Genomic DNA, 24,241 nt, shown 5'->3' with positions numbered 1-24,241 from the left:
CGTGAACTACTTTGAGATGGAGGAGTCGATGGCGGGCTGCTCCGTTGCGACGAAGATGCCATCGGAATCGAGGTGACCCGAGAGCACGACGGCAACGCCGTCGGCGACCTGCTCGTCGAGGCCCCCGTCATACACCACCTTCAACGTGGCGCCCTGGGACTCGATGACAAAGCGGTAATCCGCGCTGGCATCGTTGACCTCGCCCTGGATGTAGCCGCACACCTTGGTGTCCTCGAACATCATGGTGTCGGCCTGATCGATGAGGCCCTTGACGGTGAGGGAGCCCTCGGCGCTCTCGTACTTGGACGGGCACTTGGTGACCATCTCGGTGCACCTGAGCATGGGCGGGTTCTCGACCGTGCCGGTGCAGATGGCGACGACGCCCGAGCCAAAGGTCGCGGGCAGCGCGCCCTCGTAGACGACTCGGACCGACTCGCTCCCGTCACCCTCCTCGGGGGTGATGTCAAAACGGACCGCGGTGCCGTCCGTCTCGATCGAGCCGTCGACAACCGAGCCGGTGACCTGGACCTTCTTGCCGGCGTAATCGCCGGTGAGCAGGTCGCCCACCGTGAGCGACGAGGCCGCCCCGCCGGAGCCGGCGATGGCGACGATCACGAGCATGGCGATGGCGACGATACCGCCGGTCACCACCAGACGGCGCTTGGCCTTCTTGTTCATGAGACTCCTCGGAAACCGAAAACGTTTGTGCGCCGCGGAGCGCACGTGCAAGCGATAAGTATACAATGTGCGCTGTCGCTCAGGACACCCTGTCGACCCTATTTCCGCAGCGTCCGCATGACATTCAACGGGAGACGACCATGCTTTTGGCCATCGATATGGGCAACACCCAAACCGCACTCGGCCTCTTTGACGGCGACGAGCTTGTACACGCATGGCGCATGCCCACGGACCGCACGCTCACCAAAGACGAACTGCACGTCCGCCTGCTCGGCTATTTCCACAAAGACGGCCTGGACCTGGGCTGCGTCCACGCCATCGCGTTTGCCGGCGTGGTGCCGCAGCTCATGCGCGAATGGGAGGGCGTGGCCCGAGACATGGGCGCGCGCCTGATGGTCGTGGGCCGTGAGACCGCGGCCGTTACAAGCATCGACGCGCCCAACCCGGCGGAGGTGGGAGCCGACCGCATCGCCAACGCCACGGCGGCGGCCGCGCTGTACGGCGCACCGAGCATCGTGGTCGATTTTGGCACCGCCACCAACATCGACGTGGTCGACGAGCGCGGCGCCTACATCGGAGGGTGCATCGCGCCGGGAATCCGCATCTCGCTCGACGCTCTAACCGCGCGCGCCGCCCGATTGGCAAGCGTCCCGCTCGAAGCGCCCAAGGCCACGATCGGCCACACCACCGTGGAGGCCGTGCAAAGCGGCACCGTGGTGGGCGCCGCCGCGATGGCCGAGGGCCTAATCGCGCGCATCAAGCGCGAACTCGATTGCGAAGATGCGACCGTCATCGCCACCGGCGGCCTTGCGCGCGTGGTGGCCGAGGCCACCGACGCGTTCGACCACGTCGACCCCCAACTCACCATCAAGGGCATCTGCGAGATCTACCGCCGCCTGGCGTAAAGGGTCGAACGCTACAGCGTGCCGAGCTCGGCGACGACGTGGCCCACGCGGTCCTCGGGCTCCTTGACGTCGATACCCTCGTAGCGGAAGAAGCGCGCCGGGTTGTGCATGAGGTCCTCGAGCGGCACCAGCACAAAGTCGCGCTCTCCCAGACCGGGATGCGGCAGGCGCAGCTTGTTGCCGCCGTGAATCTCGTTGTCCATCCACAAAAGGTCGCAATCGATGGGGCGCGGGCCGTTTGCCTTGGCCTTGCCGGAGCGGTCGCGGCCCAGCTGCAGCTCCACCTTGCCCAGCTCATCCAGCAGGATGAGCGGCGCCAGCTCGGTCTTGATCTCGATCACCGCATTGGCAAAGGCATCCTGATCCGTTTCGTAGGCGGGCTCGCTCTCGTAAATGCGCGAGCAGCTCGACACACACGTCATGGGGATCTGGGCAATGAGGTCGCGCGCGGTGCGGATGTTCTCCAAACGGTCGCCCTCGTTGGAGCCGAGCGCCACGTAGGCGCGGCGCGGCTGCGGGCGGGCGATCGCCCAAAAACCATTCAGGAACTGGGCGAACCCGGCAACGTTGTGCACGCGCACGATGTTTGCGCCCTGCTCGATGGCGCCCAGGCACACGCCGAACGTGGCGATGTCGCGCTCCCTGGCGTTTGCCACGCCCGAGATGGCGCCCACCAGGCGCTTGCGCGATACGGCACACAGCGTGGGATAGCCCAGCGAGGCGATCTTGCCCAGCTCGCGTTGGATAACGATGTCCTCGTTGGCCTCCTTGCCAAAACCCGAGCCCGGATCCAGGCAGATGCGCTCGCGGGCCACGCCTGCGTGTATGAGTGCGCGGGCCTGGTCGGACAGGAAGCCCATGACGCGACGCATGATCGGGGCCGAATCGGGCAGGGTGAAGCGGCGGAGCTGCGCGGAGCGGCTGCCGTTGTATGCGGTGGCCCCGGAGCGCGCCATCACGGACGCAAGATCGTCGCTGGAAGGTGCGTCTTCGACCGATGCGCTCACGGCATCCGCGTCGGTCGCATCGAACGCCACGGCGGCAGATGCGCCGGGGGCCGGCGCGGCCTGCTCGGCATCGGCTGCGGGAGCCGGCGCGTCGAACGGCAGCTGCGGCTGCAGGGGCTGCACCATGCCGGAGATGAGCTTTGCCTTGGCGGCGCGCTTGGACTTGCCGGTGGCGCCCAGCGCGCGAGCGGCCTCCTCGGCCTCGCGAGCCTTCTGCGCCATGAATGCGGCGGCGGAGGTGTCGAGCTGGACCTCGGTGTGCGTGCGGGGACGCTCGACGTCGGCAACCTCGCCGGCATGCATGACCACCAGGCCGCAATCGCTCTCTTTGACGAAATCGACCATGCGCGGGTCGGTGAAGCCCGTCACGTCGTTGACGATGGAGGCTCCCACGCGGACGGCCGCCTTGGCGACTTCCACATGGCGGGTATCGATAGACACAACGGCGCCGGCTTTGGCGAGCGCTTGCACGACCGGCAGCACGCGGCGCGCCTCGGTGTCGGGATCGACCGGGGTGAAACCGGGACGGGTCGACTCGCCGCCGACGTCGATGATATCGGCGCCATCGTCGAGCATCTTGAGGCCGTGCGCGATTGCGGCGTCGGTGTCGAGGTGCTCGCCACCGTCGCTGAAGGAATCGGGCGTGACGTTGAGGACGCCCATGATGCGCGGGCGATCGAACTTCAGCTCGTATTTTCCGCAGCGCCAAACTTTGGAATCGCGTGCCATGAGGATCCTTTCGAAACAGACAAACTCGTTCTATTGTATCCAGCCCACTCGTTTTACGTTGCGCGAATGTCGTGGCACGCGGGGATAGAGAGGCCGAGAACGCCCTAAAACTCGAATGCCCGCCCGATATCGCAGAAGATGAGCAGTACGGCGCGCCCATCCTGGGGCGTCGGCAACCAGGCGAGGCTTTCGCCGAACCGCAATCGCAGCGCCACCGCCATCTAGTATAGTTAGCCATGCGATACCCTACTGGGCCCATTTCGTCGGCGCGCGCAGCGCCGAACGGGCCCTTCGACATATCCGGCGCTGTGCGCCGCCGAAGGAGACCATCATGACCGACACCGCTTCCCGCGCGCTCAAGCTCGCCTCGTGGAACGTCAACGGCCTGCGCGCCGTGCTCAAGAAGGACCCGAGCTTCACCGACATCGTGGCCGAACTCGACGCCGACATCCTCGGCCTGCAGGAGACCAAACTGCAGGAGGGTCAGGTCGAGCTCGACCTTCCCGGTTATCACCAGGTGTGGAGCTACGCTGAGCGCAAGGGCTACTCCGGCACGGCCGTGTTCTGCCGCGAGGAGCCCCTTTCCGTACGTCACGCCGATGCCGTGCTCGCAGCCGGGCGCGCCGCGGGCCTCTCCGACGACGAACTCGAACTGGTCGCCGTCGCCGCCACCGAGGGCCGCGTGTGCGCCCTGGAGTTCGAGCGCTTTTGGTTCGTGGACGTGTACACCCCCAACGCGCAGGGCGAGCTCGCCCGTCTGAGCACGCGCATGGCCTGGGACGACGCCTACCGCGCCTTCCTGCGCTCGCTCGAGGACGAAACGGGCAAGCCGGTTGTGACCTGCGGCGATTTTAACGTCGCGCACAACGAGATCGACCTCAAGAACCCCAAGTCCAACCGCGGCAACGCCGGCTTTTCCGACGAGGAGCGCGCGAAGTTCGGCGAGCTGCTGGATGCGGGGTACACCGACACGTTCCGCGCCGCCAACCCCAACCTGGAGGGCGCCTACAGCTGGTGGAGCTACCGCTTCAACGCGCGCAAGAACAACGCGGGCTGGCGCATCGACTACTTCCTGGTAAGCGACGCGATCGCCGACCGCGTGCGCGCCTGCGGCATCCGCAACGACATCTTTGGCTCCGACCACTGCCCCGTCACGCTGGAGATCGAACTGTAGGGCCGCCGCGCAGACGCTACAGCCCGTACTTGCGCACGACTCGACCGATGCGGCGCGTCCACGGGCCGTACAAAACCGCGAGGAACAGAGCGGTCGCCACGCCGTGCATCGCGTCAAAGGGCAGGGATGCGGCTACGTAGGCCAGCGCACCGGCCCATGTGAGCGGACGCACGAACCCCAGCACGCCATATGCATTGATGATCACGCCGTATAGGGCGCCGGATGCCAGCCCCATGAGCACGAGCGCCCATACGCGCGGGCGGCCAGCCGTGCGGTCATCGAACACGCCGGACCGAGCCAGCATGCCGCCCACGTATCCCACCACGCCCCAGGCATACATCTGCCATGGGCTCCACAGCCCCTGGCCGAAAAAGAAATTACTGGTAAGCGCCGCGAGCGCACCGACCATGAAGCCGTTGCGCGGGCCCAACGTCGCGCCGGCGATGATGGCGATCGCGGAAAGCGGCTTGAAGTCCGGAATGGGCGCGAACAGGATGCGCCCCGCCGCCGCGCACGCGGCGAGCACCAGCGTGGGCATGATCTGGCGCAGCGCAGGCTGGCTCCGCTCGTACCCCAGGAAGAACAGAACGAGCACCAGCGTCACGACCACCATCATGAGCAGTGCGGCGTTTGCCGTCCCCGTCAGCAATGCCGCGCCCATGACCAGGGGAACTGCAGTCAGCAGCGCAATTTCGAGAACGTGTCCGCACGTGCCGCTCAAACGCATCTCATCCCCCACCATCATGGCCGGTAGAACAGGTTGTTGCGGAAGAACTCGCCCACGGGCTCCGTGCAGGCAAGCTCGCCGTCGAACATAAGCGACACGCGGTCGGCGACGCGACGCACGAACGCCAGATCGTGCGTGGATACGATGACCGTAACACCGTCGCGGCGAGCAGCCTCGATCATGCCGGCCACACGCTCGCGGGCGGTGCGGTCGAGACCCTTGGTCGGTTCGTCGAGCAACAGAAGCCGTGGATGAACGAGCAGCAGCTTGCCCAAGGCGAGCATCTGGCGTTGACCGCCGGACAGGTCGTACGGATGCAGGTCGGCACGGTCGGCAACACCGAGCTCCCCCATCATGGCCTGAACCTCATCTGCACCATATCCGCCGATATGCGCCCATTCCATGAGCTCCTCATCCACGCGCTCCTCGGCAAAAAGGGCCTTGGGGTCCTGGGGGAGCATCGCCTTGGCCGAAATCGCGGAACGCACCTCGCCCCGCTGCGCACGGCGCGTGCCCGCGATAAGGGCGAGCAGCGTCGATTTGCCACAGCCGTTACCGCCAACCAGAGCATGCACCTCGCCCTGACGCACTTCAAGATCAAAACCGCGCAGCACCCAGTCGTCATCGCGGCGGTACCGGAACCACGCACCGCGCGCCGACACGGCGGCCGGGGCATTCGCGTCGCAGAGCGCGCCACGCTCTGCCAACGTGGCCTCGCACTTGAAGCGCCCCAGGCTCTCAACCTCCCTCACAGCACCATCCACCAGCTCGAACGCACAGGTCGCGTAATCAGCCATCAGCTCGGGCTCGTGCGTCGCAACAACCACGCTGCATCCCAGCTCCCGGTTCACGCGGAATAAGGCATGCAGGAAATTGCGCGCCGCGATGGGGTCGAGCTGCGCCGTCGGCTCGTCGAGCAGCAGCACGCGCGGTTGCATGACGAGCGTCGAGGCAAGCGCCAACAGCTGCTTGCGGCCGCCCGAAAGCGAATCCGTATCGCTGTGGAACCACGGCCCCATGCCAAAAAAGTAGCTCGCCTCGGCAACGCGACGGCGCATCTCGCCCTGGGGCGTACCGAGGTTTTCCAAGCCGAATGCCATCTCGTGCCACACGCTGTCGCACACGATCTGGTTATCGGGGTCTTGGAACACATAGCCGACCTCACATGCTACGGCCCCATCCAAGTCATCCACGGGTCTGCCGAACACGCGCACCTGGCCGGCGCGGTCCCCCGCAGGGGCGATTTGCGGCTTGGCCAGCGAGAGCAGCGTCGACTTGCCCGAACCGGTGCCTCCCACCAGCAGCGCGAACGCACCGGCGGGAACGGCCATGGACACGCCGCTCAGCACGTCACCACGAGGGCCCGGATAGCGAAACGTCACGTCATCGTACGCGAGCGCGATGCCTTCACCGCTCATGCGAACACGCTCCTCTCATACACGTGCAGCGCCGCGGGAACGAACATCCAAGCGGCGTAGGGAATGTAGCTCAGCCAAGGACCCAAGGGCGAGAGCTGTGGATAAAACGCAAAGGACGCGGACCGCCACGCCACCGCGATGCAGAGGGCACCGAAGGCCGCGACGAGTACCAGGCAGAACATGTCGCGCGAAGTGAAGCGATAGCGAACGTACGTGGTTCGGCGCTCCGCGGCGCCCCAGCCGCGCGCACGCATGGCGTCGGCAGTTTCCAGGGAGTCTTCCATGGCCCAGCCCATAAGCACCGAGCTCTGCCGCATGCGGCGGCGCACAAGACCGCGACGCTCGCCGGCACGTCGGCGGCCACTCTCATCGGCACAGCTCAGAGCCACATCCTGCACGTCGGCGATCACATGCCCCTGTCGCACGAAGCGCGGGATGAGCCGCATCGTCATCGAGACCATGAGCGATATGACCGGCGCCGCGCTACCAAACAGGGAGAGCACCTTGTCCTGCGGCAAGATATCGCGTGCGGCCTGGAACCACAGGACGCTCGCCATGAACATCGCCGCCATGACAACGCCGTACAGCAGGCTCTCGGCGTACACCGGCATGCCGAACGGCGAGAACAGCAACGTGCTCCCCCGCTGCGCGAACAGAGGGTTCACGCAGGCCAGCAGCGCGATGAGCGGAAGCTGCCAACGCAAGGCGAGCAGCGTGGGACGAACACCGCGGGCAACGGCGCCGTACGCGAGCGCTCCCGCGAGGGACAGCGACACCAGCACCGGATGCGGGGCGAACATGGTCAGGCCGAGCGTGCACGCGAGAAACGCCGCCGGCACCGCGGGGTGCATAGTTCCAAATGCCGTATGCCTGGGCGCCTGCGCCATCCGCTCCCCCTCTTCTGCAAATCGCCCCTTTAAGAAACAGCCGGGCCCGCCAGGACCCGGCTGCACGAGCGGCGGACGAGCCACCGCTCACATTGAACATGTTCGCTACATCGCGAAGTCGCCGCCCACGAGCGTGCTCACGGACTGCTCGTAGTACACGGCGGAAATGGTCTCGGCGAACTCACCGGCCACGGAGATGGTCTTGATCTTGCCGCCCTCCTCGACGGGGATGGCGTCGGTGACCACGCACTCGACGATCGGAGCGTCGTTCAGGCGCTGGACGGCCTCGCCGGAGAAGATGCCGTGGGTGGCGCACACGTAGATGTCGCCGGCGCCGAGGGCCTTGAGCTCGCGCACGTTGGCGCACAGGGTGCCCGCGGTGTCGATCATGTCATCGTTGATGATGCAGGTCTTGCCCTTGATGTCACCGATGATGCCCATGACCTCGGCGGCGTTGTGGCGCGGACGGCCCTTGTGGGCGATGGCCAGCGAGCAGCCGAGCATGTCGGACAGCTTCTTGGCGGCCTTGGCGCGACCCACGTCGGGGGAGACGACGACGAGGTTGTCGGTGTCAAAGCCCATGGCGTCGTAGTAGTCGGCGAAGAGCGGCAGGGCGGAGAGGTGGTTCACCGGGATGTCGAAGAAGCCCTGGATCTGGCCCTGGTGCAGGTCGAGCGTGATGATGCGGTCCACGCCGGCGCACTCGAGCAGGTTAGCGACGAGGCGGGCGGTGATGGGCTCACGCGGGCCGGCCTTGCGGTCCTGGCGGGCGTAGCCGTAGTGGGTGATGACGGCGGTGATGGAGCGGGCGGAAGCGCGCTTGGCGGCATCCGTGGCGATGAGGAGCTCCATGAGCATGTCATTGACGTTCTCGCCGGCAACGGACTGGATCAGGAAGACGTCGGCGCCGCGGACGGTCTCGTCATAGCGAGCGTAGATCTCACCGTTGGCGAACTGCTTGAGCGTAAGGCCGGAGAGCTCCACGCCGAGCTGATTGGCGATCTTCTGGGCGAGCGGACGGTTGGAGGAACCGGAGTACACTCGCAGGATCTTGCTCATATCCACGGTCTTTTTGGGATCGGTTGTCGGCATGACTTCTCCTTTATACGCCACAACTTCCTTACACGTTCTATATATTAGCCACTTTGCCAGCTAATTGACCACCGATAACGCACCCGTCCCCAATTACACATCCGAAAGGGCTACAGGCGGGCGCGACGCAGCTCGGTGTAGCCCTCGACAATGCGCTGGTCGGAACGCTCCACGGCCAGGGCTCCGTCGGGCACGTCGCGGGTGATGCAGCTGCTCGCGCCGGTCACCACGTCCGCGCCGATGTTCACGGGGGCGACCATCATGGTGTCGGAGCCGATGAACGTGCGGTCGCCGATGGTGGTGGCGTGTTTGTTCTTGCCATCGTAGTTGCAGGTGATGGAGCCGGCGCCAACGTTCACGCCCGCGCCCATCGTGGTGTCGCCGATATAGGAGAGATGCGGGACCTTGGAGCCCTCGCCGATCGTGGACTTCTTGATCTCGACATGCGTACCCACGTGCGCGCCGTCCAAAAGGTGCGTGCCCGGGCGCAGGTAGGCACGCGGACCGCAGGTCACGCCGTTCTCAATCACAACGTCGATGGCGACCGTCTCGTCGAGCGAGCAATCGTTGCCCGCCACGACATTCGTGAGGCGGCTGTTCGGGCCGAGCTGGCAGCCCTCGCCGATGCGGCAGGCGCCGATGAGGTGAGTCTGCGGCCACACGATGGTGTCGCGACCAATCTGCGCATCGGGGCCGATCCAGGCCTGGGCGGGATCGATAAAGGTGACGCCCTCGGTCATGAAGCGCTCGTTGATGCGGTCGCGGGCGATGGCGGTGAGCTCGGCGAGCTGCACGCGGCTATTCACACCCAGGCCGTCGCGGTAATCCTCGCAGTGGGAGATGGTCACGGCATGGCCGTGGCGTTTAAGGATCTCAACCATGTCGGGCAGGTAATACTCGGCCTGCGCGTTGTCGTTGCCGACCTCGCCGATGTGGGCGGCAAGGAGCGCTCCGTCGAAGGCGTAGCAGCCGGCGTTGCACTCGAGGAGCTCGGCGTCCTGCTCGGGCGTGCAGTCCTTCTGCTCGATGATGCGGTTGACGGTCCCGTCCTCGGCCAGCTCAATGCGGCCGTAGCCAAAGGGCACGGGCGGGGTGAAGGTGAGCACGGCACCGGCGTTCGAACCGTTGGCGACGGTGTTGGCGAAGGCGGCGATGGTATCGGCCTGGATGAGCGGGAGGTCGCCGTTCAAGACCACCACGGGGCCGGCGTCGATGCCTGTCGCATCCAGCGCGGTGCGGACGGCATGCGCGGTGCCCAGGCGCTCGACCTGCTCGACGCACTCGATGGCGTCGGCGGCAGGCGTGCCCTCGTAGGCAGCGGAGATCAGCGCGCGCACCTCGTCGGAGTGGCTGCCCACCACCACGACCACGCGGGTGCATCCAGCGGCCAGTGCCGCATCGATGACCCAGCAGGCCATGGGCTTGCCGAGAATCTGGTGGGACACCTTGGCATGATTCGACTTCATGCGCGTGCCCTCGCCTGCGGCCATTACAATCGCGGTGACATCCATGGGGACTCCTTGATGTTCGGTATCAAATCGGACGTCGGACGACGACGCCCATGAATTGATAGTACCGCACAGCAAGAAGCCAAACCGCCCCCAAGTCGACACCCCCGCCGCCCTCCACATCCCGCGCGCCCCGATTTGACAGCTCATCCACCCACCGCCACCATACTCGGCAGGTACATAACGAACGCAAGGAGCCCCATGGCCGCAGCACAGCCCAAGCCCATCCGCATGGTCGCCGGACTCGGCAACCCCGGCGAGGAATACGCCGCAACCCGTCACAACGCCGGCTTTTGCGCGATCGACGTCCTGGCCGAGAAGGCGGGCGTCAGCTATTGGAAGAACCAGGCGGGCGCCGAGGTCGCCGTCATCAACGTCAACGACGCCGAGGCCGAAGGCGGTAAGCGCGAGGTCGTCCTGGTCAAACCCCAGTCCTACATGAACACGAGCGGCGGCCCCATCTCCAAGCTCTGCGCGCAGTACAAGGTCAAGCCCGAGGAGCTGCTCGTCATCCACGACGAGCTCGATATCCCTGCGGGCGACGTGCGCGTGAAGGTCGGCGGCGGCCACGCCGGCCACAACGGTCTGCGCTCCATCATCGACAAGCTCGGCAGCCGCGACTTCTCCCGCATCCGCGCCGGCATCGGCAACCCCCCGGGTCGCATGCCCGTGGCCGACTTCGTCTTGAAGCAGCTGCGCTCCCGCGAGGCCGAGGACTTCGAGGTCATGACGCACCAGGCCGCCGAAGCTGCGGCGCTCGCCGTGACCCGCGGCGTCGTATTCGCGCGCGACCATGTCAACGGCGGCGCGAACGCCAACGGCAAACACTGACAACCCGGAGCAAAACCGCATCGCACCCAAAAGCGCCGACCTCAATTTAGGGACTGTCCCTAAATTGAGGTCGGCGCCCTCCTTTTCACCGCCCCCTCGCCCACCGAAAAACGTTTTACCGCTTGCCCGAAAGACGCGCGAACAAGGCTTACACGCAAGGCCGCGGGGTATACTTGACAGCGCATGCGCATATTCGCCTTATGCGCATGCGCAAGAGGTTGCAATCGGGGCATTTTGCTTGCGTGACCTGCGCATACGATGCTCCGGCCAATCAGAGAGGGGTTCTATGTTTGAAATCCTGAAGAAGACGCAGTTCTCGGAGAAGGTCTTCGAGTTCCGCGTCCACGCCCCGAGGATGGCCAAGAAGGCTCACGCCGGCCAGTTCCTCATGGTGCGCATCGACGAGACGGGCGAGCGCGTGCCGTTCACCTTCGCCAACTGGAACGCGGAGGAGGGCTGGATCGAGTTCATCTTCATGGTGGTGGGCAAGACCACGCAGTGCCTCTCCGAGCTCAACGAGGGCGACTTCATCCGCGATATCACCGGCCCGCTGGGCCAGCCCACCGAGGTCGAGGGCGACTCCGTGGCCGTCATCGGCGGCGGCGTGGGTCTCGCCATCGCCTACCCCGTGGCGCGCATGCTCTGCGAGCAGGGCAAGAACGTCTACGTGATCATGGGCGCCCGCACCAAGGACCTCCTCATCCTGCATGAGCAGTTCGACGCGCTGCCGCTCGCCGGCCTGTTCGTCACCACCGACGACGGCTCCATGGGTGAGAAGGGCGTCGTGACCCTGCCGCTCGCGCGCCTGTGCGAGACCGACTCCATCGACCACGCCTTCTGCGTCGGCCCCGTGCCGATGATGAAGTTCTCCTCCCTCACCTGCCACGAGCACAACATCCCGATCATCGCCAGCCTCAACCCCATCATGGTCGACGGCACCGGCATGTGCGGTTGCTGCCGCGTCGAGGTGGGCGGCGAGACCAAGTTCGCCTGCGTCGACGGCCCCGATTTCGACGCCAGCGCCGTCGACTGGGACGACCTGGCCGCGCGCCAGGCCAGCTACCGCGGCGAAGAGGCCGTTTCCACCAAGCGTCATGAGGAGGCCTGCGCATGTCAGAAGTAAAAAAGTATCGCCCGAACATCGGCGCTCCCCGCACCACTCCGAACGAGGAGCCGGCCGCTGAGCGCGCGTGCGATTTCCGCCCGGTCGACACGGGCTTCACCAAGGAAAACGCCATCGCTGAGGCCAACCGCTGCCTCGACTGCAAGAAGCCCCTGTGCATGCAGGGCTGCCCCGTCGGCGTGAACATCCCCGGCTTCATCTCCAAGATCCGCGACGAGGACTGGGCTGGCGCACTCGAGACCATCAAGGGCGACAACCTGCTGCCCTCCGTCTGCGGCCGCGTGTGCCCGCAGGAGAACCAGTGCGAGGGCAAGTGCATCCTCGGCCGCAAGGGCGAGGCCGTGGCCATCGGCCAACTCGAGCGCATGGTGGGCGACATGGCCGAGGAGGTCGGCCGCGCTCCGGTGTGCAAGCCCAAGAACGGCAAGAAGGTCGCCATCGTGGGCTCCGGCCCCTCCGGCATCGCCTGCGCCGGCGAGCTCGCCCGCGAGGGCTTCGACGTCACCGTGTTCGAGGCCTTCTTCACTGGCGGCGGCGTGCTGACCTACGGCATCCCCGAGTTCCGCCTGCCCAAGAAGATCGTCAAGCGCGAGATCGACGGCCTGGAGCAGCTCGGCGTCAAGTTCGAGTACAACTCCGTCGCCGGCCGCCTGTTCGACGCCGACGAGCTCTTCAACGAGGAGGGCTTTGACGCCCTGTACCTCGCTGTGGGCGCCGGTCTCCCCCGCTTCCTCAAGGTCCCGGGCGAGAACCTGCCCGGCGTGTACTGCGCCAACGAGTACCTCACCCGCACCAACCTCATGCACGCGTACGACTTCCCCGTCTACGACACCCCGATCCGCCAGGGCAAGAACGTCGTGGTGTTCGGCGGCGGCAACGTTGCCATGGACGCCGCCCGCACCGCTCTGCGTCTGGGCGCCGACAGCGTGACGCTGGCTTACCGCCGTACCGAGGCCGAGATGCCCGCGCGCCTGGCCGAGGTCCATCACGCCAAGGAAGAGGGCGTGCACATCCTCGAGCTCGTCAACCCGCTCGAGTTCATCAAGGGCGAGGACGGCTTTGTGTCCGCCGTCAAGCTGGAGCGCATGGAACTCGGCGAGCCCGACGCCTCCGGCCGTCGCCGCCCGGTCCCCGTGGCCGACTCCGCCTTTGAGATTCCCTGCGACGTGGCCATCACCGCCATCGGCACCATGGCGAACCCCTTCGCCAAGCTCTGCGCCGACGTCGAGCTCAACCGCTGGGGTCTCATCGAAGCCGATGAGGACGGCCGCACCTCCAACCCCAAGGTGTGGGCCGGCGGTGACATCGTGACCGGTGCCGCCACTGTCATCCTCGCCATGGGCGCCGGCAAGAAGGCCGCCGCTTCCATGAAGAAGGCGCTGCTGGGCGAGTAGGCCGTATATCTGGTGGGTGGGGCCGTTTTACTCGGCCCCACCCCAGTCTCTGGTACCAGAAATACGAGTTTTGTATACCCCGAGCGCCGGGAACCACCAACAAGAGCCACCCCGAATAGTGGAAAACGATCATTTTTGGCTACCCGTATCGTAAATCGCTACCTGTAGCCGCTTTGCTTGGGTCGATCATCCAAATAGAGCATACAAAACTCGGTTTTTTGGTACAAATGGCTGCGGAGCATCCGAGCACGGCCCACCGTTCTGCCCGTCGTTCCCGAATGCGCACCGCGTGACAGCTAACGAGCAGGGGCGTTCACGCCAAATGGGAGGCGGGGCCATTTCGTATTCGCTGCGCACCAGCGCACATACGAAATGGCCCCGCCTCGCCAAATTACCGCTCGCTTACACCAACTTGAACCCAAAACCATCGCGAATATAGGGCAGCAGACGCATGTCCTCGGCATGCACCTGACCTGCGACATTCATCCGCGCATCACCCGCCAGATCGATGCGGGCAATTTCCAGCTCACCCATATAGCGCAGGTAATCGCTGTTGGACACGGCGATGGAGCCCGCCGGTCGAGCGACACCCGCCCCGGCATCCGGCGCGAGCGGCACCGCCGGCTTCAAGCTCGTACGCGACTCCTGCGACCGAATGATCCGGGCACTCGAATCGGGGCGGTCGTGGTGCACCTGGCCACGCAGGTACCCATAGCCATCCCCGAGCTCGCAGCCAAGCTCGACATACCCGGCCGAAACCTGGGCAAAGCGCCCCCATGATGCATCGCTCAGGTCGGAGTCGCCCACCAGCACGGCATCACAACCCGCTGCGAACGCCGTCTCAAGCATGTTGAGCGCCACGTCGTCCTTGCGGTCGCGGTGCGCCTCGATCATAGGCAGGCCCTCGTGCAATGGCCCGCGCAGCTCGGCATCGCCCGGCACGAACCCGATCGTCTCGAACCCATACGCGCTCAAGCGGTCATTCATCGCCCGCACGTCCTCAAGCGCCAAGCCCGTGTGCTGCTTGGGATAGTAGTTGTGGCACGCCGCAAAGCGCGAGAAGTCTGCGCCGGCAGCACGCCACGCGACGATCTCCGCTTTCGTCACCGTCGAGGCATTGCACACGATGTGGAACGTCTCCGAAAGACGCACCGTCTCCTCCGGCGAGAATCCGTAATCGAGGCGCACGTGTGTGATGCCCAGGTCGGCAAGCTCCTCGATGCGCGAGCAGCCGAGCTTCTCGTACGTCTCAGGCCCCACGTCCACAATGAGTGAAATCCCCGCATCCCGCAGCAACCCCAGAAGGTGGCGCGCATCGCGCTCGTAATCAACGCCCTCCTCCTCGGGAATATGCATCGAAGTGAACGCCATCGTGGCACCCGCCTGGCGCGCGCGCGCGATGATCTGCTCATTGCGCTCCATACCCGCGCTGAAATACACCGATACGCCCGTTTGCATGCCGCAATCCTTTCCAAAGCATTCTGTCGTTCGCGCGGGCCGAGGCCCGCAACCTGCGCTCCACACCCTGCGGATCGCAGCCCATGTCCCGCAATCCGCAGCCAAGCCGCGACCCGCAGCCAAACCGCACGCCGTGCCAAGTCGCACGCCCGTCATAGCACACGGCCTCCCACCGCATGCGAGGGAGGCCGAAACGTGGGGAACATCTGAGACATCCGGCGCGCACGCACACGGCACGCCGGACCCATGCAGACTACTCGCCGTAGAAGGCGTTGATCTTCTCTTCATCCACACCGAAGAACCAGGTGAGGACGAAGCCACCCGCGTAGGCGGCCAGCATGGCGAGAACGTACACCAGCTGCTGTCCAGGCACCACGATGAGCAGGCCAAAGAGGCCAGACACACCTTGGGACACCGTACCGATGTGGCACAGGGCGGCAATCACGCCACCGAAGCCGGCACCAAGGCAGGCCGTGATGAACGGCTTGACGAGCGGCAGCGTCACGGCGTACATGAGGGGCTCGCCCACGCCGAGGATACCGACGGGAATGGACTCGGCAACGAACTTCTTGAGCTTCTTGTTCTTGCTCTTGAGATAGAGGGCGATGCCGGCACCGACCTGGCCGCCGCCGGCCATCATGAGAATGGGCAGCAGGTAGTTGACACCCTGGGTGGCACCGTTCGGGTCGTTGAGCAGCGCGTGGATCGGGGTGAGGGCCTGGTGCAAGCCAACGGACACGAGCGGCAGGAAGCCAGCGGACAGGATATAGCCGCCCACGGCGCCGAGCTTCTCGTACACAAAGGTCACGACGGTGAAGATGCCCTGCGTCAGGAAAGCACCCAGCGGCTGGATCACGAGCATCATCGCGAACGCGCCGATGATCAGCACCAGCAGCGGGCTCAGGAAGGTGTCGAGCACGCTCGGCATGACCTTGCGGATCTTCTTCTCGAGGAACGCGAAGAAGGCACCGGCGATGAGGGCGGCGATCATGCCGCCGGCGGCCGGGTTGTACGCAGCGTTGGTCAGGGGCAGCAGGATGGCGTTGGCCGGATCGGCGGTGCCGGGGGCCAGCAACGGCATGCCGGCGTTGGCGATGCACATCATGCCGGCGATGCCGCCGAGTACGGCGGAGCCACCAAACTCACGGGCGGCGTTGAAGCCCACGAGAATGGGCAGGTAGGCGAACAGCGCCCAGCCCATGGAGCGGATGCCCTGGTACCACCAGTCGTTGGCGAACATGTTGCCGGTGGAAACGTTGATGACGTTGCAGATGCCGTTGATGAGGCCGGCGGCGATGATGCCGGGCAGCAGCGCCACGAACACGTTGGCGATCTTCTTCATGAACGCCTGGACGGGCTTGTGCTCGTACTTGGCCTTCTGGGCCGCCTTGTTCTCGGCGGCGGCGTCGGTCACGCTCAGATCCTCGGCGACCTCGCCCTTGGCGATGCCGGTCAGCTTGGAGAACTCCTCCAGCACCTTGTTCACCTTGCCGGGGCCGAGCACGACCTGCATGGTGTCGCTCTCAACGAGGCCCATCACGCCGTCAAGCGCCTTGATGCCCGCCACATCGACCTTGGACGCATCGCGCACGCCGACGCGCAGGCGCGTCATGCACGCCGCGTTGGACGTCACGTTGCCCTTGCCGCCGAGTAGCTCGAGCAGCTTCTCACTTAACTCTTTGTCGCTCATGTCACTCTCCTTCTTCTGACTGCGACTTACCTTCCACCTTGCTGTATACCTCGCCGGTTTGTTCCGACGGAGCTACCGAATGTTATGCGCGCGGGGCGATGGCCTCGCGCACGTGGCCGGCCGCGCCGGCGAGCGCCTCAACGGCACCCTCTGCATCGAGGCCCGCCATGATCATGACGACCGCGGTTTTCACATGGCCGGCGGCCTGCTCGAGCGCGGCGATTGCCTCGTCGCGTGTGCATTCCGTGGCCGCCATCACGATGTTCTGGGCGCGCGTGACCAGCTTCTCGTTGGTCTGCTGCACGTCCACCATGAGGTTCTGGTACGCCTTGCCGATCTGCACCATGGAACCCGTCGAGATCATGTTGAGGATGAGCTTCTGCGCAGTGCCGGCCTTGAGGCGCGTGGAACCGGTGAGGACCTCGGGGCCGGGCACAGGCTCGATGGCGAGTTCGGCGGCGGCGCCGATCTTCGATTCGCGGTTGCAGGCGATTGCCACGGTCTTGCAGCCCAGCTCGCGGGCGTAGGTGAGGCCGCCGATGACATACGGCGTGCGACCGCTCGCAGCCAGGCCGATCACCACGTCGCGCTCGCTCACGTTGATGGCGCGCAGGTCGTCCTCACCCATCTGGGCGCTGTCCTCGGCGCCCTCGACCGCCTTGACGAATGCTCCCTCGCCGCCGGCAATCAGGCCGACTACCATATCGGGCGACACGCCAAACGTCGGCGGGCACTCAACGGCGTCGAGCACGCCCAGGCGGCCACTGGTACCGGCGCCCATGTAGATTATGCGCCCGCCGGCGCGCAGCGATGCGGTCGCCCATTCGATGGCTTGGGCGACCTGAGGCAGCACCTCGGTGACGGACGCCACGGCGCGGGCGTCCTCGCGGTTCATGGCCTCAGCGATCTCAAGCGGGGTCATCTGGTCAAGGTTCATCGTCTCGGGGTTGCGTGTTTCGGTGGACAATTTGGCCAAATCAAGCACTCGTAACTCCCTCCGGTTTCTTTTCGTCGAAGTTGCGCAGCATCATCTTGGTGCAGCGCTCGTAATCTCTCGTCACATACAGGGCAAACAGCGCGTCAACAACCAGCAGCTGAGACAGGCGCGAGCCCATGGCGCCACTGCGAACCAGCGGCTCGCTCGATGCCACGCCCAACACGAGGTCGGCCTCATCGGCGAGCTGCCCGCCCATAGCGCGCGTCACCGCCACCACCTTCGCACCGCGCTCGCGGGCCTTGCGCGCGAGGGTGACCATCTCGTGCGTCAAACCCGAATAGCTGAACACGATAGCGAGGTCGTCAGGGTGAATGTTGCGCACACTGAGCAGCTGTCCGTGCCAGTCCTCACGCATGTGGCACTCTTTATCCACGCGCGTGAGCTTTTGCTCCAGATCGCGGGCAACCAGCAGCGAGGCGCCCACGCCGTACAGGTTCACCACGCGACAACGCATAATCGCCTGCACGCACCGCTCCAACGCAACGGGGTCGATCAGCCTGCTCGTGGCCTCCATCGACCGTATGCTGCTCTGCATCACCTTCCTTAACACATGCTCTGCGACATCGCCGGGAACGATGTCCTCGAACGTGATATCGTTCGTGTCGTCTGTCGAGGCGAGCTCGTAGACCAGCTCGCGCTGAAACTCCTTGTAGCCGTCACACCCGAGTTTCCGACAGAAGCGGACAACCGTCGAAGCCGACGTGTGGCTTGCCGCCGCAAGGTCGCGGATGCTGCACACGCTCGCCGCGTGCGGATCTCGGCCGATATCCTCGGCGAGTCTCCGCATGGCGGGACTCGAACTGTGCCCGCACTCGCGAATCCGCAACAAAAGGCCTCTCGTTGGCATCGCTGTTGCCCCCTTCGTTCACGCTTCATTAAACACTCGCAGAACAAACATGTCACGAGTTTCAAGTAAACATAAAACGTTGTTTCATCATTGAATAGACGGGGCGCGCAATTTGACCGTTCGGCGCTGAAAACCGGCCATTGGCGACACTGGCACTGCCGATTCGTACCAACTTGCAGCCTCGCGGTGCGAACCGGTTGTGCCAAAGGTCATGATTCATGCCATGCCGTCACATCCCAATCCCACCATATGGGACGGGCCATTTCGCGCATGCAGACACCGGGCGCACCGCATGCGGTACCCCATGCGAACTGGCCCCGACCCCGCAACCGGACGCGGAACCGGTTCGAGCATTTGCCGTATACCAAGCGCATATACCGCATATACGAAACGGCTCCGCCCCCACACAACAGACACGTCCCCATGCGCAAAGGAGCACTTCCATGAGCAACCTCTCGACCGCCACCACCATGTCCCGCCGCAATCTTCTGTTCGGCGGCGCGCTGCTTGCCGCCGCCGGCACCGCCATCGCCACCACGGGCTGCAGCGATGCGGGCACCGAGGGCGGCAGCGCCCAGGGTGCGGCGGCCGCCGGCAGCGGCAAGGTCGGCAAGGTGAGCAACGGCGTCAAGGTCAAGGGCGGCTTCCAGCTCGAGCAGAGCTTCCCCGTCCTTGCCGACGCCGACGCCTTCGACGACTCCCTCATCACCAACGCCACCGCGACCTTCCTCGGCTTTACCGGCCAGGGCACCGTGTTCGTCAAGGCCAAGGACCCGAGCGCCTTCAAGCTCTTCGTCAACGGCGTGGAACTGCCGCTCGACCAGGTCAAAGGCAGCGACTGGGCATCCATCGACATCTCCGGCATCACCGTTGACGGCGACAACCGCCTCCAGGCCAGCTGCCTCGACGAGTCCGTCGGCGCGATCGAGGTGCGCATCGGCTACCCCGAGCTGATCGATGAGACGGACGCCAACAAGGACAACGACAACTTCAAGCTGCTCGATGAGATCATCCAAACCGAAATCGACAACGGCTTCACCTCCGCGCAGCTGGTTGTCACGCACAACGGGCGCATCCTCAAGCAGGCGGCCTACGGCCTGTGCAACTCCTACGCGCCGGACGGCAAGCGCCTCTCCGGCGGCGCCAAGGTCACCAACGACACCCTGTACGATCTGGCCAGCAACACCAAGATGTACGCCGCGAACTTTGCCATCCAAAAGCTCGTGGCCGATGGCAAGGTCGACGTCACCGAGCTCGTGAGCACCTACATCCCCGAATTCCACGACCGTCCGGGCGACACCATCCCCGGCAAGGACGCCCTCACGGTCCAGGAGATCCTGGAGCACCAGGCCGGCTTCCCGGCGGATCCGCAGTATCACAACCCCGACTACAGCCCGGCCGAGCAAAAGACCATCCCCGGCAGCCGCGCCAACGCCGCCCTGTTCACGCAGAACCGTGACGAGGTGCTGCAAAAGATCATCGAGACGCCCCTGGAGTACACCCCGGGCACCGAGACGAAGTACTCCGATGTCGACTACATGCTGCTCGGCTTCATCGTGGAGCGCGTGAGCGGCCAGCGCCTGGACGAGTTCATGCGCGACGCCTACTACGCGCCGCTGGGTCTGGAGCACGTGACGTTCAACCCGCTCGACAACGGCTTTGCCAAAGACGACTGCGCCGCCACCGAGCTGAACGGCAACACGCGCGATAACATCATCAACTTTGACAACATCCGCACCGACACCGTCCAAGGCGAGGTGCACGACGAGAAGGCGTTCTACGCCATGGGCGGCATTTCCGGACATGCCGGCCTGTTCTCCAACGCGCGCGACCTGGCCGTGCTCACGCAGGTCATCATCAACCGCGGCGGCTACGGCAACCTGCGCTTCTTCGATGGCGACACGGCCGATCAGTTCATCAAGCCCAAGGACAGCAACCCGAGCTACGGCCTCGGCTGGCGCCGCAAGGCCCAAAGCGCCTACGCGTGGGCGTTCTCCCCGCTTTCCGATCCGGCCACGGTTGGCCACACTGGCTGGACCGGCACGCTGACCGTCGTTGACCCGGTACAGCACATCTCGGTCGTGCTGCTGACCAACGCCAAGAACAGCCCCGTGTTGGACAACGTCGCCAACCCCAACGACTTCGTGGGCAACCACTTCCTCACAAGCGGCTACGGCCTGCCGACCACCATCGCCTTTGACGCCGAGGGTGCCAACGCCGATTGCAACGCCGCCAAGATCGTGGACCTCGTGCGCGCCAAGGCCAACCTGATCGCCACGAACGAGGAGTGCCGAACGGAGCCCGACCGCAGTGAGCTGCGCGCCCTCATGCAGGTCGCCGAGGGCCGCAAGGACAACGCCGTCGTCTCCGCCTTCATGGAGAGCAAGACGTGGAAGGCCGCCAAGAAGCTGAGCAAGTAACCAACGCCCGGCGCCTGGCAAACCCCTCATTCGGCCCCGCCCCCATGCATGCACATGAACTGCCTCGATTTGAAACACCTCCACCTCAATTTAGGGACTGTCCCTGAATTGAGGTATGGCGGTGCGGGAGTACGTTCGGCCAAAACGGGTACTATGAAAAAATATTCGGTTTGTGCCATTTTGCGAGCAAGGAGCATCTGTGAGCGACCCAACCAGCCGCGCGGCCACCACGAACCCCGACTACGACCTTCCAGGCAACGATCTCGATCCCAAGAACACCACCGCCGACCAGCGCAAAGCCATCCCGCTCATCGTGCGCGTGTATGGCGCCCTGTGCGCGCTCGACGGCGTCGTGGCGCTGCCGCTTATGGGAGCCTACTTTGGCATCATGGTCTATCGACTGGTGCTCGGCCAGGAATCCGTCCTCATCGGTTCCAACCTCACCCTTACCGTCACCATGACGGCGATCGGCTCCGTCCTGGCGTTCGTCGCCTCGGTTGCGCTCATCATCTTCGGCTGGACGCTCATGAAGAGCTATCGCCGCGACGCGGGCCGCTGGGCATACGCCCTTATCGTGATGACGGTCGCACAGATCCTGATCGACGTCATGCTCCAGGGCATCGGCGTGCACCTCATCCGCCCCATGATCCAGCTTGGTATCCTCACGGCACTCTCTGCCACGATCGACCCCACGCTGCGCCAGGAGCGCGAGCTACAGCGTCGCCTGCGCGATCTCGAGGACCGCGAGGCAGCCGCCGAGGGCATGCTGGGCCGAGACCTCACGGGCGAGGGCTATATCAAGCTCAACTTCTTCAACCTGTTCTGGGTCTTCATGGTCTGCTGCGTACTCGGCCTGATCATCGAGGTCATCTTCCATATGGTGTGGGTCGATCCGGGCGTGTACCAGGATCGAGCCGGCCTTCTGTTCGGCCCGTTCAGCCCCATCTACGGCTTTGGCGCCGTGTTGCTCACCGTTGCCCTCAACCGATTCTATAAGCGCGGTTTTGTATTGATCTTCCTGGTCAGCGCCCTGATCGGCGGCGTGTTCGAAGCTGCTGTGGGCTGGTGGATGCAGACCTCGTTCGGCGCGATCGCCTGGGCGTACTCTTACGAACTGCTGCCCGGCATCCCCGATCCCATGGCGATTCTGTTCGCCGGGCGCACGTCCACCCCGTTCATGCTCATGTGGGGCACCCTCGGTCTGTTCTGGATCAAGGTCTGCCTGCCGCGCCTGCTCAAGCTCATCAACCTGATTCCGTGGAAGATGCGCTACTCGCTGACCACCGTGGTCGCCGCCCTCATGCTGGTGAACGGCGTCATGACGCTCCAGGCGCTCGACTGCTGGTTCTGCCGCGTGAGCGGCATTCAGCCCAGTTCCCCGGTCGAGGAGTTCTACGCCGAGCACTTCGATAACGACTACATGGCAAACCGCTTCCAGACCATGACGATCCACCCGGATACATCAAGTCGCGTGGATTCCCCCAAGCCAGCGGCGTAAGCGGGCGGCCGAGTAAACACGGGCTTCAAACTCGCGCCGCGCGCCGGGCGCCGGCCGAAAGCGGTTACACGCCCAAGGTAGACGCTCTGCCAGATACGGACGCCGATCTCAGACGGGATTTTGGTCGCAATTTGCCATGCTGTTGCAACGTAGCACTTCGCGACCATTTTTCCGGCCGTCCCATGGTCGTCCTATATGAGAAATGGTCGAGATTTGCCACGCTGTTGCAGAGTGGCAAATCTCGACCGGAAACCAGACCCGCAAACCGTCACGACCCGCTACTCGGAGAGCTCGCGCTCCACAACGCAGGTGTTCTTGATGGTCGCAACCAAGCGCTGCAGACCGTCGATCACGCGCGGGCGAATGTCGCCGCCGATGAGCACGAGCATGATGTCGTCGCCCACGGCGAGCTCGCCGGAGTTCAGCCACACGCGCACGTAGCCAATGCCCGGCAAAGCGCGCGCCTCCTCCACGGCGGCGGCCACCTTGGCCTCGTCGTAGCTGAACACCATGCCGGTGACCTTGTCGCCAGGCTGGACGCCATCGGTCTCGATGCCACGGGCCTCGGCCTTAGGCGTCTCGCGCACGGTTCCGTTGTGAACCAGATACATTCCACATGCGCGGAAGCTCGGGTCGGCCTTGGCCTCACGCAGCCAAGCGTCGATGGAAGGCATATCTGCCATGGTCGATCCTTTCTTTCCGGCAATGCCCAACCGCGAACAGGCGCGCACGGGACATCGCCTTGACTACAAATAGCGCGCCGGCCAGCGGGGAAGCATCCCCGGCAAGCCGGCGCGAACATGTCTCAATTTGTACCTGTCCCCAATTGAGGCCCCCTCAATTGAGACTTACTGGGCCGGAATGGTGTCGACCACGCGGCACACCATGCCGGCGCGGGTGGTGCGGGGAATGATCTGGCCGGCGCACGTCACGAGGGTGAGGACCTTGTCGGCCTTCTCCACCTCGGCGGCGGCATCCTTCGCGCTTGCCTTCGCCTGGGCGAGGGAAGCCTGCAGGTACTGCGCAAAGGCCTTCTCGCTATCGAAATTGGTACGGCGGGCGTCCACGTAATCGTCCTGCACCTGCATGGTGAACATCGGCTTGAGAACGTAGGTCATCTCGGGCGTGATGTAGTAGGCCTTCTTGAACGTGTCGAAGACCTTCTGGTCCATGCTCGCATCGATGGGCTCGAACATGGCGCCGTCGTTCATGTGATGACCGTACAGGGTGGTCTGCTGGTCGACCATACCCGGGGCGGCGCCGTCCATGTCCATGAAGATGGTGCCGTTCTCGCTGTATTCGCCATTGGGCAGATGACGCAGGTAGGTGTTGTTCGTCTCGCCCTGCGCGACCACGTAATTAATGCGCGTTCCGGGGACGTAGATCCAACCCACGATATCGTCGCTCTCTTTTTTGAGCACGTCGAAATCGATCTGGGGGATGCCGTCCTCGCCCGAGGAATCCTTCACGGCCATCTCGGCGATGCCGTTGTAGTAATCATTGGCCTTCTTGTAGCCGATCTGCGCCTTGACGAACAGGCCGCCCGCCACGAGAAGCAACGCCACGCCCACCGCAATCAGGATGTTGGAGAGCACGTTGCCGCGGCGCTTGCCGGAACGTCCGGACTTACCGCCCCGAGGCGCGCGATACGCGGACGAAGCGGAAGCGTCCGCCTGCGCACCGTGCACAGGTCGCGCACCCTGGATGGGACGCACGCCCTGGACCGGACGCTGCCCGCCGGCGGCCTGTGCACCGCGCGCAGGACGCGCGTACGGCGACGGGGGAACGGGCCGCGAGCTCACCGGTCGCGGCGCCTGAACCCCACCGGGGCCGGGCGCGGGCTGGCCTTTAGGTTTGA

At 64.8% G+C, this 24,241-nt stretch carries 20 protein-coding genes; 7 read left to right on the top strand and 13 right to left on the bottom strand.

What is annotated here, in order from left to right:
• Positions 1 to 6: 6 nt before the first annotated feature.
• Complete coding sequence (locus COLINT_RS06090) at positions 7 to 678, bottom strand: cytochrome c maturation protein CcmE domain-containing protein (RefSeq protein ID WP_006723569.1); 672 nt, start codon at positions 676 to 678, stop codon at positions 7 to 9.
• A 140-nt stretch (positions 679 to 818) separates the two neighbouring features.
• On the opposite strand from COLINT_RS06090, the gene COLINT_RS06085 reads away from it, so the two are divergent.
• Complete coding sequence (locus tag COLINT_RS06085; protein ID WP_039910414.1) at positions 819 to 1,583, top strand: type III pantothenate kinase; 765 nt, start codon at positions 819 to 821, stop codon at positions 1,581 to 1,583.
• Between the two features lie 11 nt (positions 1,584 to 1,594).
• On the opposite strand, the gene folP is transcribed toward COLINT_RS06085, so the two are convergent.
• On the bottom strand, positions 1,595 to 3,319 hold the full coding sequence (gene folP, locus COLINT_RS06080) for a dihydropteroate synthase (RefSeq protein ID WP_006723567.1): 1,725 nt from the start codon (positions 3,317 to 3,319) through the stop codon (positions 1,595 to 1,597).
• Between the two features lie 331 nt (positions 3,320 to 3,650).
• Between folP and COLINT_RS06075 the strand changes: the two genes are divergently transcribed.
• A complete protein-coding gene (locus COLINT_RS06075; RefSeq protein ID WP_006723565.1) occupies positions 3,651 to 4,493 on the top strand; it encodes an exodeoxyribonuclease III in 843 nt (280 codons plus the stop codon).
• Positions 4,494 to 4,509: 16 nt separating this feature from the next.
• On the opposite strand, the gene COLINT_RS06070 is transcribed toward COLINT_RS06075, so the two are convergent.
• The 5 genes from COLINT_RS06070 to glmU form a co-directional block, all read right to left on the bottom strand.
• Positions 4,510 to 5,220, bottom strand: a complete 711-nt coding sequence (locus COLINT_RS06070; protein WP_039910413.1) for an ECF transporter S component — start codon at positions 5,218 to 5,220, stop codon at positions 4,510 to 4,512.
• A 14-nt stretch (positions 5,221 to 5,234) separates the two neighbouring features.
• The gene (locus tag COLINT_RS06065; protein ID WP_006723563.1) at positions 5,235 to 6,638 is read right to left on the bottom strand and encodes an ABC transporter ATP-binding protein; all 1,404 of its coding nucleotides are present in this window, start codon (positions 6,636 to 6,638) and stop codon (positions 5,235 to 5,237) included.
• Positions 6,635 to 7,525, bottom strand: a complete 891-nt coding sequence (locus COLINT_RS06060) for an energy-coupling factor transporter transmembrane component T (RefSeq protein ID WP_006723562.1) — start codon at positions 7,523 to 7,525, stop codon at positions 6,635 to 6,637. Before COLINT_RS06060 ends, COLINT_RS06065 begins: the two co-directional genes overlap by 4 nt.
• A gap of 105 nt (positions 7,526 to 7,630) precedes the next feature.
• Entirely contained in the window at positions 7,631 to 8,617 is a 987-nt protein-coding gene (locus COLINT_RS06055; RefSeq protein ID WP_006723561.1) for a ribose-phosphate diphosphokinase, read from the bottom strand.
• 110 nt (positions 8,618 to 8,727) lie between these two features.
• Positions 8,728 to 10,128 (bottom strand): bifunctional UDP-N-acetylglucosamine diphosphorylase/glucosamine-1-phosphate N-acetyltransferase GlmU, encoded by a 1,401-nt coding sequence (gene glmU, locus COLINT_RS06050; RefSeq protein ID WP_006723560.1) that lies wholly within the window; start codon positions 10,126 to 10,128, stop codon positions 8,728 to 8,730.
• 198 nt (positions 10,129 to 10,326) lie between these two features.
• Here glmU and pth point away from each other — a divergent pair, with 198 nt between their 5' ends.
• The 3 genes from pth (at position 10,327) to gltA (ending at position 13,473) form a co-directional block, all read left to right on the top strand.
• Positions 10,327 to 10,956 carry an aminoacyl-tRNA hydrolase gene (gene pth / locus COLINT_RS06045; RefSeq protein WP_006723559.1) on the top strand — a complete coding sequence of 210 codons (630 nt, stop codon included), beginning with the start codon at positions 10,327 to 10,329 and terminating at the stop codon, positions 10,954 to 10,956.
• 286 nt (positions 10,957 to 11,242) lie between these two features.
• The gene (locus tag COLINT_RS06040) at positions 11,243 to 12,079 is read left to right on the top strand and encodes a sulfide/dihydroorotate dehydrogenase-like FAD/NAD-binding protein (protein WP_006723557.1); all 837 of its coding nucleotides are present in this window, start codon (positions 11,243 to 11,245) and stop codon (positions 12,077 to 12,079) included.
• Positions 12,067 to 13,473, top strand: a complete 1,407-nt coding sequence (gltA, locus tag COLINT_RS06035; protein WP_006723556.1) for an NADPH-dependent glutamate synthase — start codon at positions 12,067 to 12,069, stop codon at positions 13,471 to 13,473. Before COLINT_RS06040 ends, gltA begins: the two co-directional genes overlap by 13 nt.
• 402 nt (positions 13,474 to 13,875) lie before the next feature.
• Here gltA and COLINT_RS06030 read toward each other — a convergent pair whose 3' ends face one another.
• The 4 genes from COLINT_RS06030 to COLINT_RS06015 all read right to left on the bottom strand — a co-directional run bounded on the left by COLINT_RS06030 (position 13,876) and on the right by COLINT_RS06015 (position 18,465).
• The gene (locus COLINT_RS06030; RefSeq protein ID WP_006723555.1) at positions 13,876 to 14,931 is read right to left on the bottom strand and encodes a MupG family TIM beta-alpha barrel fold protein; all 1,056 of its coding nucleotides are present in this window, start codon (positions 14,929 to 14,931) and stop codon (positions 13,876 to 13,878) included.
• A 253-nt stretch (positions 14,932 to 15,184) separates the two neighbouring features.
• Positions 15,185 to 16,621, bottom strand: a complete 1,437-nt coding sequence (locus COLINT_RS06025; protein WP_006723554.1) for a PTS transporter subunit EIIC — start codon at positions 16,619 to 16,621, stop codon at positions 15,185 to 15,187.
• 82 nt (positions 16,622 to 16,703) lie between these two features.
• A complete protein-coding gene (murQ, locus tag COLINT_RS06020) occupies positions 16,704 to 17,606 on the bottom strand; it encodes an N-acetylmuramic acid 6-phosphate etherase (RefSeq protein WP_006723553.1) in 903 nt (300 codons plus the stop codon).
• On the bottom strand, positions 17,599 to 18,465 hold the full coding sequence (locus COLINT_RS06015) for a MurR/RpiR family transcriptional regulator (protein ID WP_039910412.1): 867 nt from the start codon (positions 18,463 to 18,465) through the stop codon (positions 17,599 to 17,601). Before COLINT_RS06015 ends, murQ begins: the two co-directional genes overlap by 8 nt.
• Positions 18,466 to 18,908: 443 nt before the next feature.
• On the opposite strand from COLINT_RS06015, the gene pbp4b reads away from it, so the two are divergent.
• Positions 18,909 to 20,885: a penicillin binding protein PBP4B gene (gene pbp4b / locus COLINT_RS06010; protein ID WP_006723550.1), complete on the top strand. Its 1,977-nt coding sequence runs from the start codon at positions 18,909 to 18,911 to the stop codon at positions 20,883 to 20,885.
• Positions 20,886 to 21,084: 199 nt separating this feature from the next.
• Positions 21,085 to 22,383, top strand: coding sequence for a putative ABC transporter permease (locus tag COLINT_RS06005; RefSeq protein ID WP_006723548.1), 1,299 nt, complete (start codon positions 21,085 to 21,087; stop codon positions 22,381 to 22,383).
• Positions 22,384 to 22,661: 278 nt separating this feature from the next.
• Here the strand turns inward: COLINT_RS06005 and COLINT_RS06000 are convergent, their stop codons facing one another.
• Both COLINT_RS06000 and COLINT_RS05995 read right to left on the bottom strand, forming a co-directional pair.
• Positions 22,662 to 23,066, bottom strand: a complete 405-nt coding sequence (locus tag COLINT_RS06000; RefSeq protein WP_006723547.1) for a molybdenum cofactor biosynthesis protein MoaE — start codon at positions 23,064 to 23,066, stop codon at positions 22,662 to 22,664.
• A 165-nt stretch (positions 23,067 to 23,231) separates the two neighbouring features.
• Positions 23,232 to 24,071: a class B sortase gene (locus COLINT_RS05995; protein WP_233418353.1), complete on the bottom strand. Its 840-nt coding sequence runs from the start codon at positions 24,069 to 24,071 to the stop codon at positions 23,232 to 23,234.
• Between the last annotated feature and the right edge of the window lie 170 nt (positions 24,072 to 24,241).

Origin of the sequence: Collinsella intestinalis DSM 13280 (assembly GCF_000156175.1) — a bacterium.
Lineage (GTDB): Bacteria > Actinomycetota > Coriobacteriia > Coriobacteriales > Coriobacteriaceae > Collinsella > Collinsella intestinalis.
The sequence above is the reverse complement of the archived record's forward strand: the minus strand, read 5'-3'. Positions and strand labels throughout refer to the sequence as shown.

Excerpts from the sequence above, each read along its gene's own strand:
- COLINT_RS06090 (WP_006723569.1), bottom strand. The coding sequence starts at position 678 with ATGAACAAGAAGGCCAAGCGCCGTCTGGTGGTGACCGGCGGTATCGTC.
- COLINT_RS06085 (WP_039910414.1), top strand. The coding sequence starts at position 819 with ATGCTTTTGGCCATCGATATGGGCAACACCCAAACCGCACTCGGCCTC.
- folP (WP_006723567.1), bottom strand. The coding sequence starts at position 3,319 with ATGGCACGCGATTCCAAAGTTTGGCGCTGCGGAAAATACGAGCTGAAG.
- COLINT_RS06075 (WP_006723565.1), top strand. The coding sequence starts at position 3,651 with ATGACCGACACCGCTTCCCGCGCGCTCAAGCTCGCCTCGTGGAACGTC.
- COLINT_RS06070 (WP_039910413.1), bottom strand. The coding sequence starts at position 5,220 with ATGCGTTTGAGCGGCACGTGCGGACACGTTCTCGAAATTGCGCTGCTG.
- COLINT_RS06065 (WP_006723563.1), bottom strand. The coding sequence starts at position 6,638 with ATGAGCGGTGAAGGCATCGCGCTCGCGTACGATGACGTGACGTTTCGC.
- COLINT_RS06060 (WP_006723562.1), bottom strand. The coding sequence starts at position 7,525 with ATGGCGCAGGCGCCCAGGCATACGGCATTTGGAACTATGCACCCCGCG.
- COLINT_RS06055 (WP_006723561.1), bottom strand. The coding sequence starts at position 8,617 with ATGCCGACAACCGATCCCAAAAAGACCGTGGATATGAGCAAGATCCTG.
- glmU (WP_006723560.1), bottom strand. The coding sequence starts at position 10,128 with ATGGATGTCACCGCGATTGTAATGGCCGCAGGCGAGGGCACGCGCATG.
- pth (WP_006723559.1), top strand. The coding sequence starts at position 10,327 with ATGGCCGCAGCACAGCCCAAGCCCATCCGCATGGTCGCCGGACTCGGC.
- COLINT_RS06040 (WP_006723557.1), top strand. The coding sequence starts at position 11,243 with ATGTTTGAAATCCTGAAGAAGACGCAGTTCTCGGAGAAGGTCTTCGAG.
- gltA (WP_006723556.1), top strand. The coding sequence starts at position 12,067 with ATGTCAGAAGTAAAAAAGTATCGCCCGAACATCGGCGCTCCCCGCACC.
- COLINT_RS06030 (WP_006723555.1), bottom strand. The coding sequence starts at position 14,931 with ATGCAAACGGGCGTATCGGTGTATTTCAGCGCGGGTATGGAGCGCAAT.
- COLINT_RS06025 (WP_006723554.1), bottom strand. The coding sequence starts at position 16,621 with ATGAGCGACAAAGAGTTAAGTGAGAAGCTGCTCGAGCTACTCGGCGGC.
- COLINT_RS06015 (WP_039910412.1), bottom strand. The coding sequence starts at position 18,465 with ATGCCAACGAGAGGCCTTTTGTTGCGGATTCGCGAGTGCGGGCACAGT.
- pbp4b (WP_006723550.1), top strand. The coding sequence starts at position 18,909 with ATGAGCAACCTCTCGACCGCCACCACCATGTCCCGCCGCAATCTTCTG.
- COLINT_RS06000 (WP_006723547.1), bottom strand. The coding sequence starts at position 23,066 with ATGGCAGATATGCCTTCCATCGACGCTTGGCTGCGTGAGGCCAAGGCC.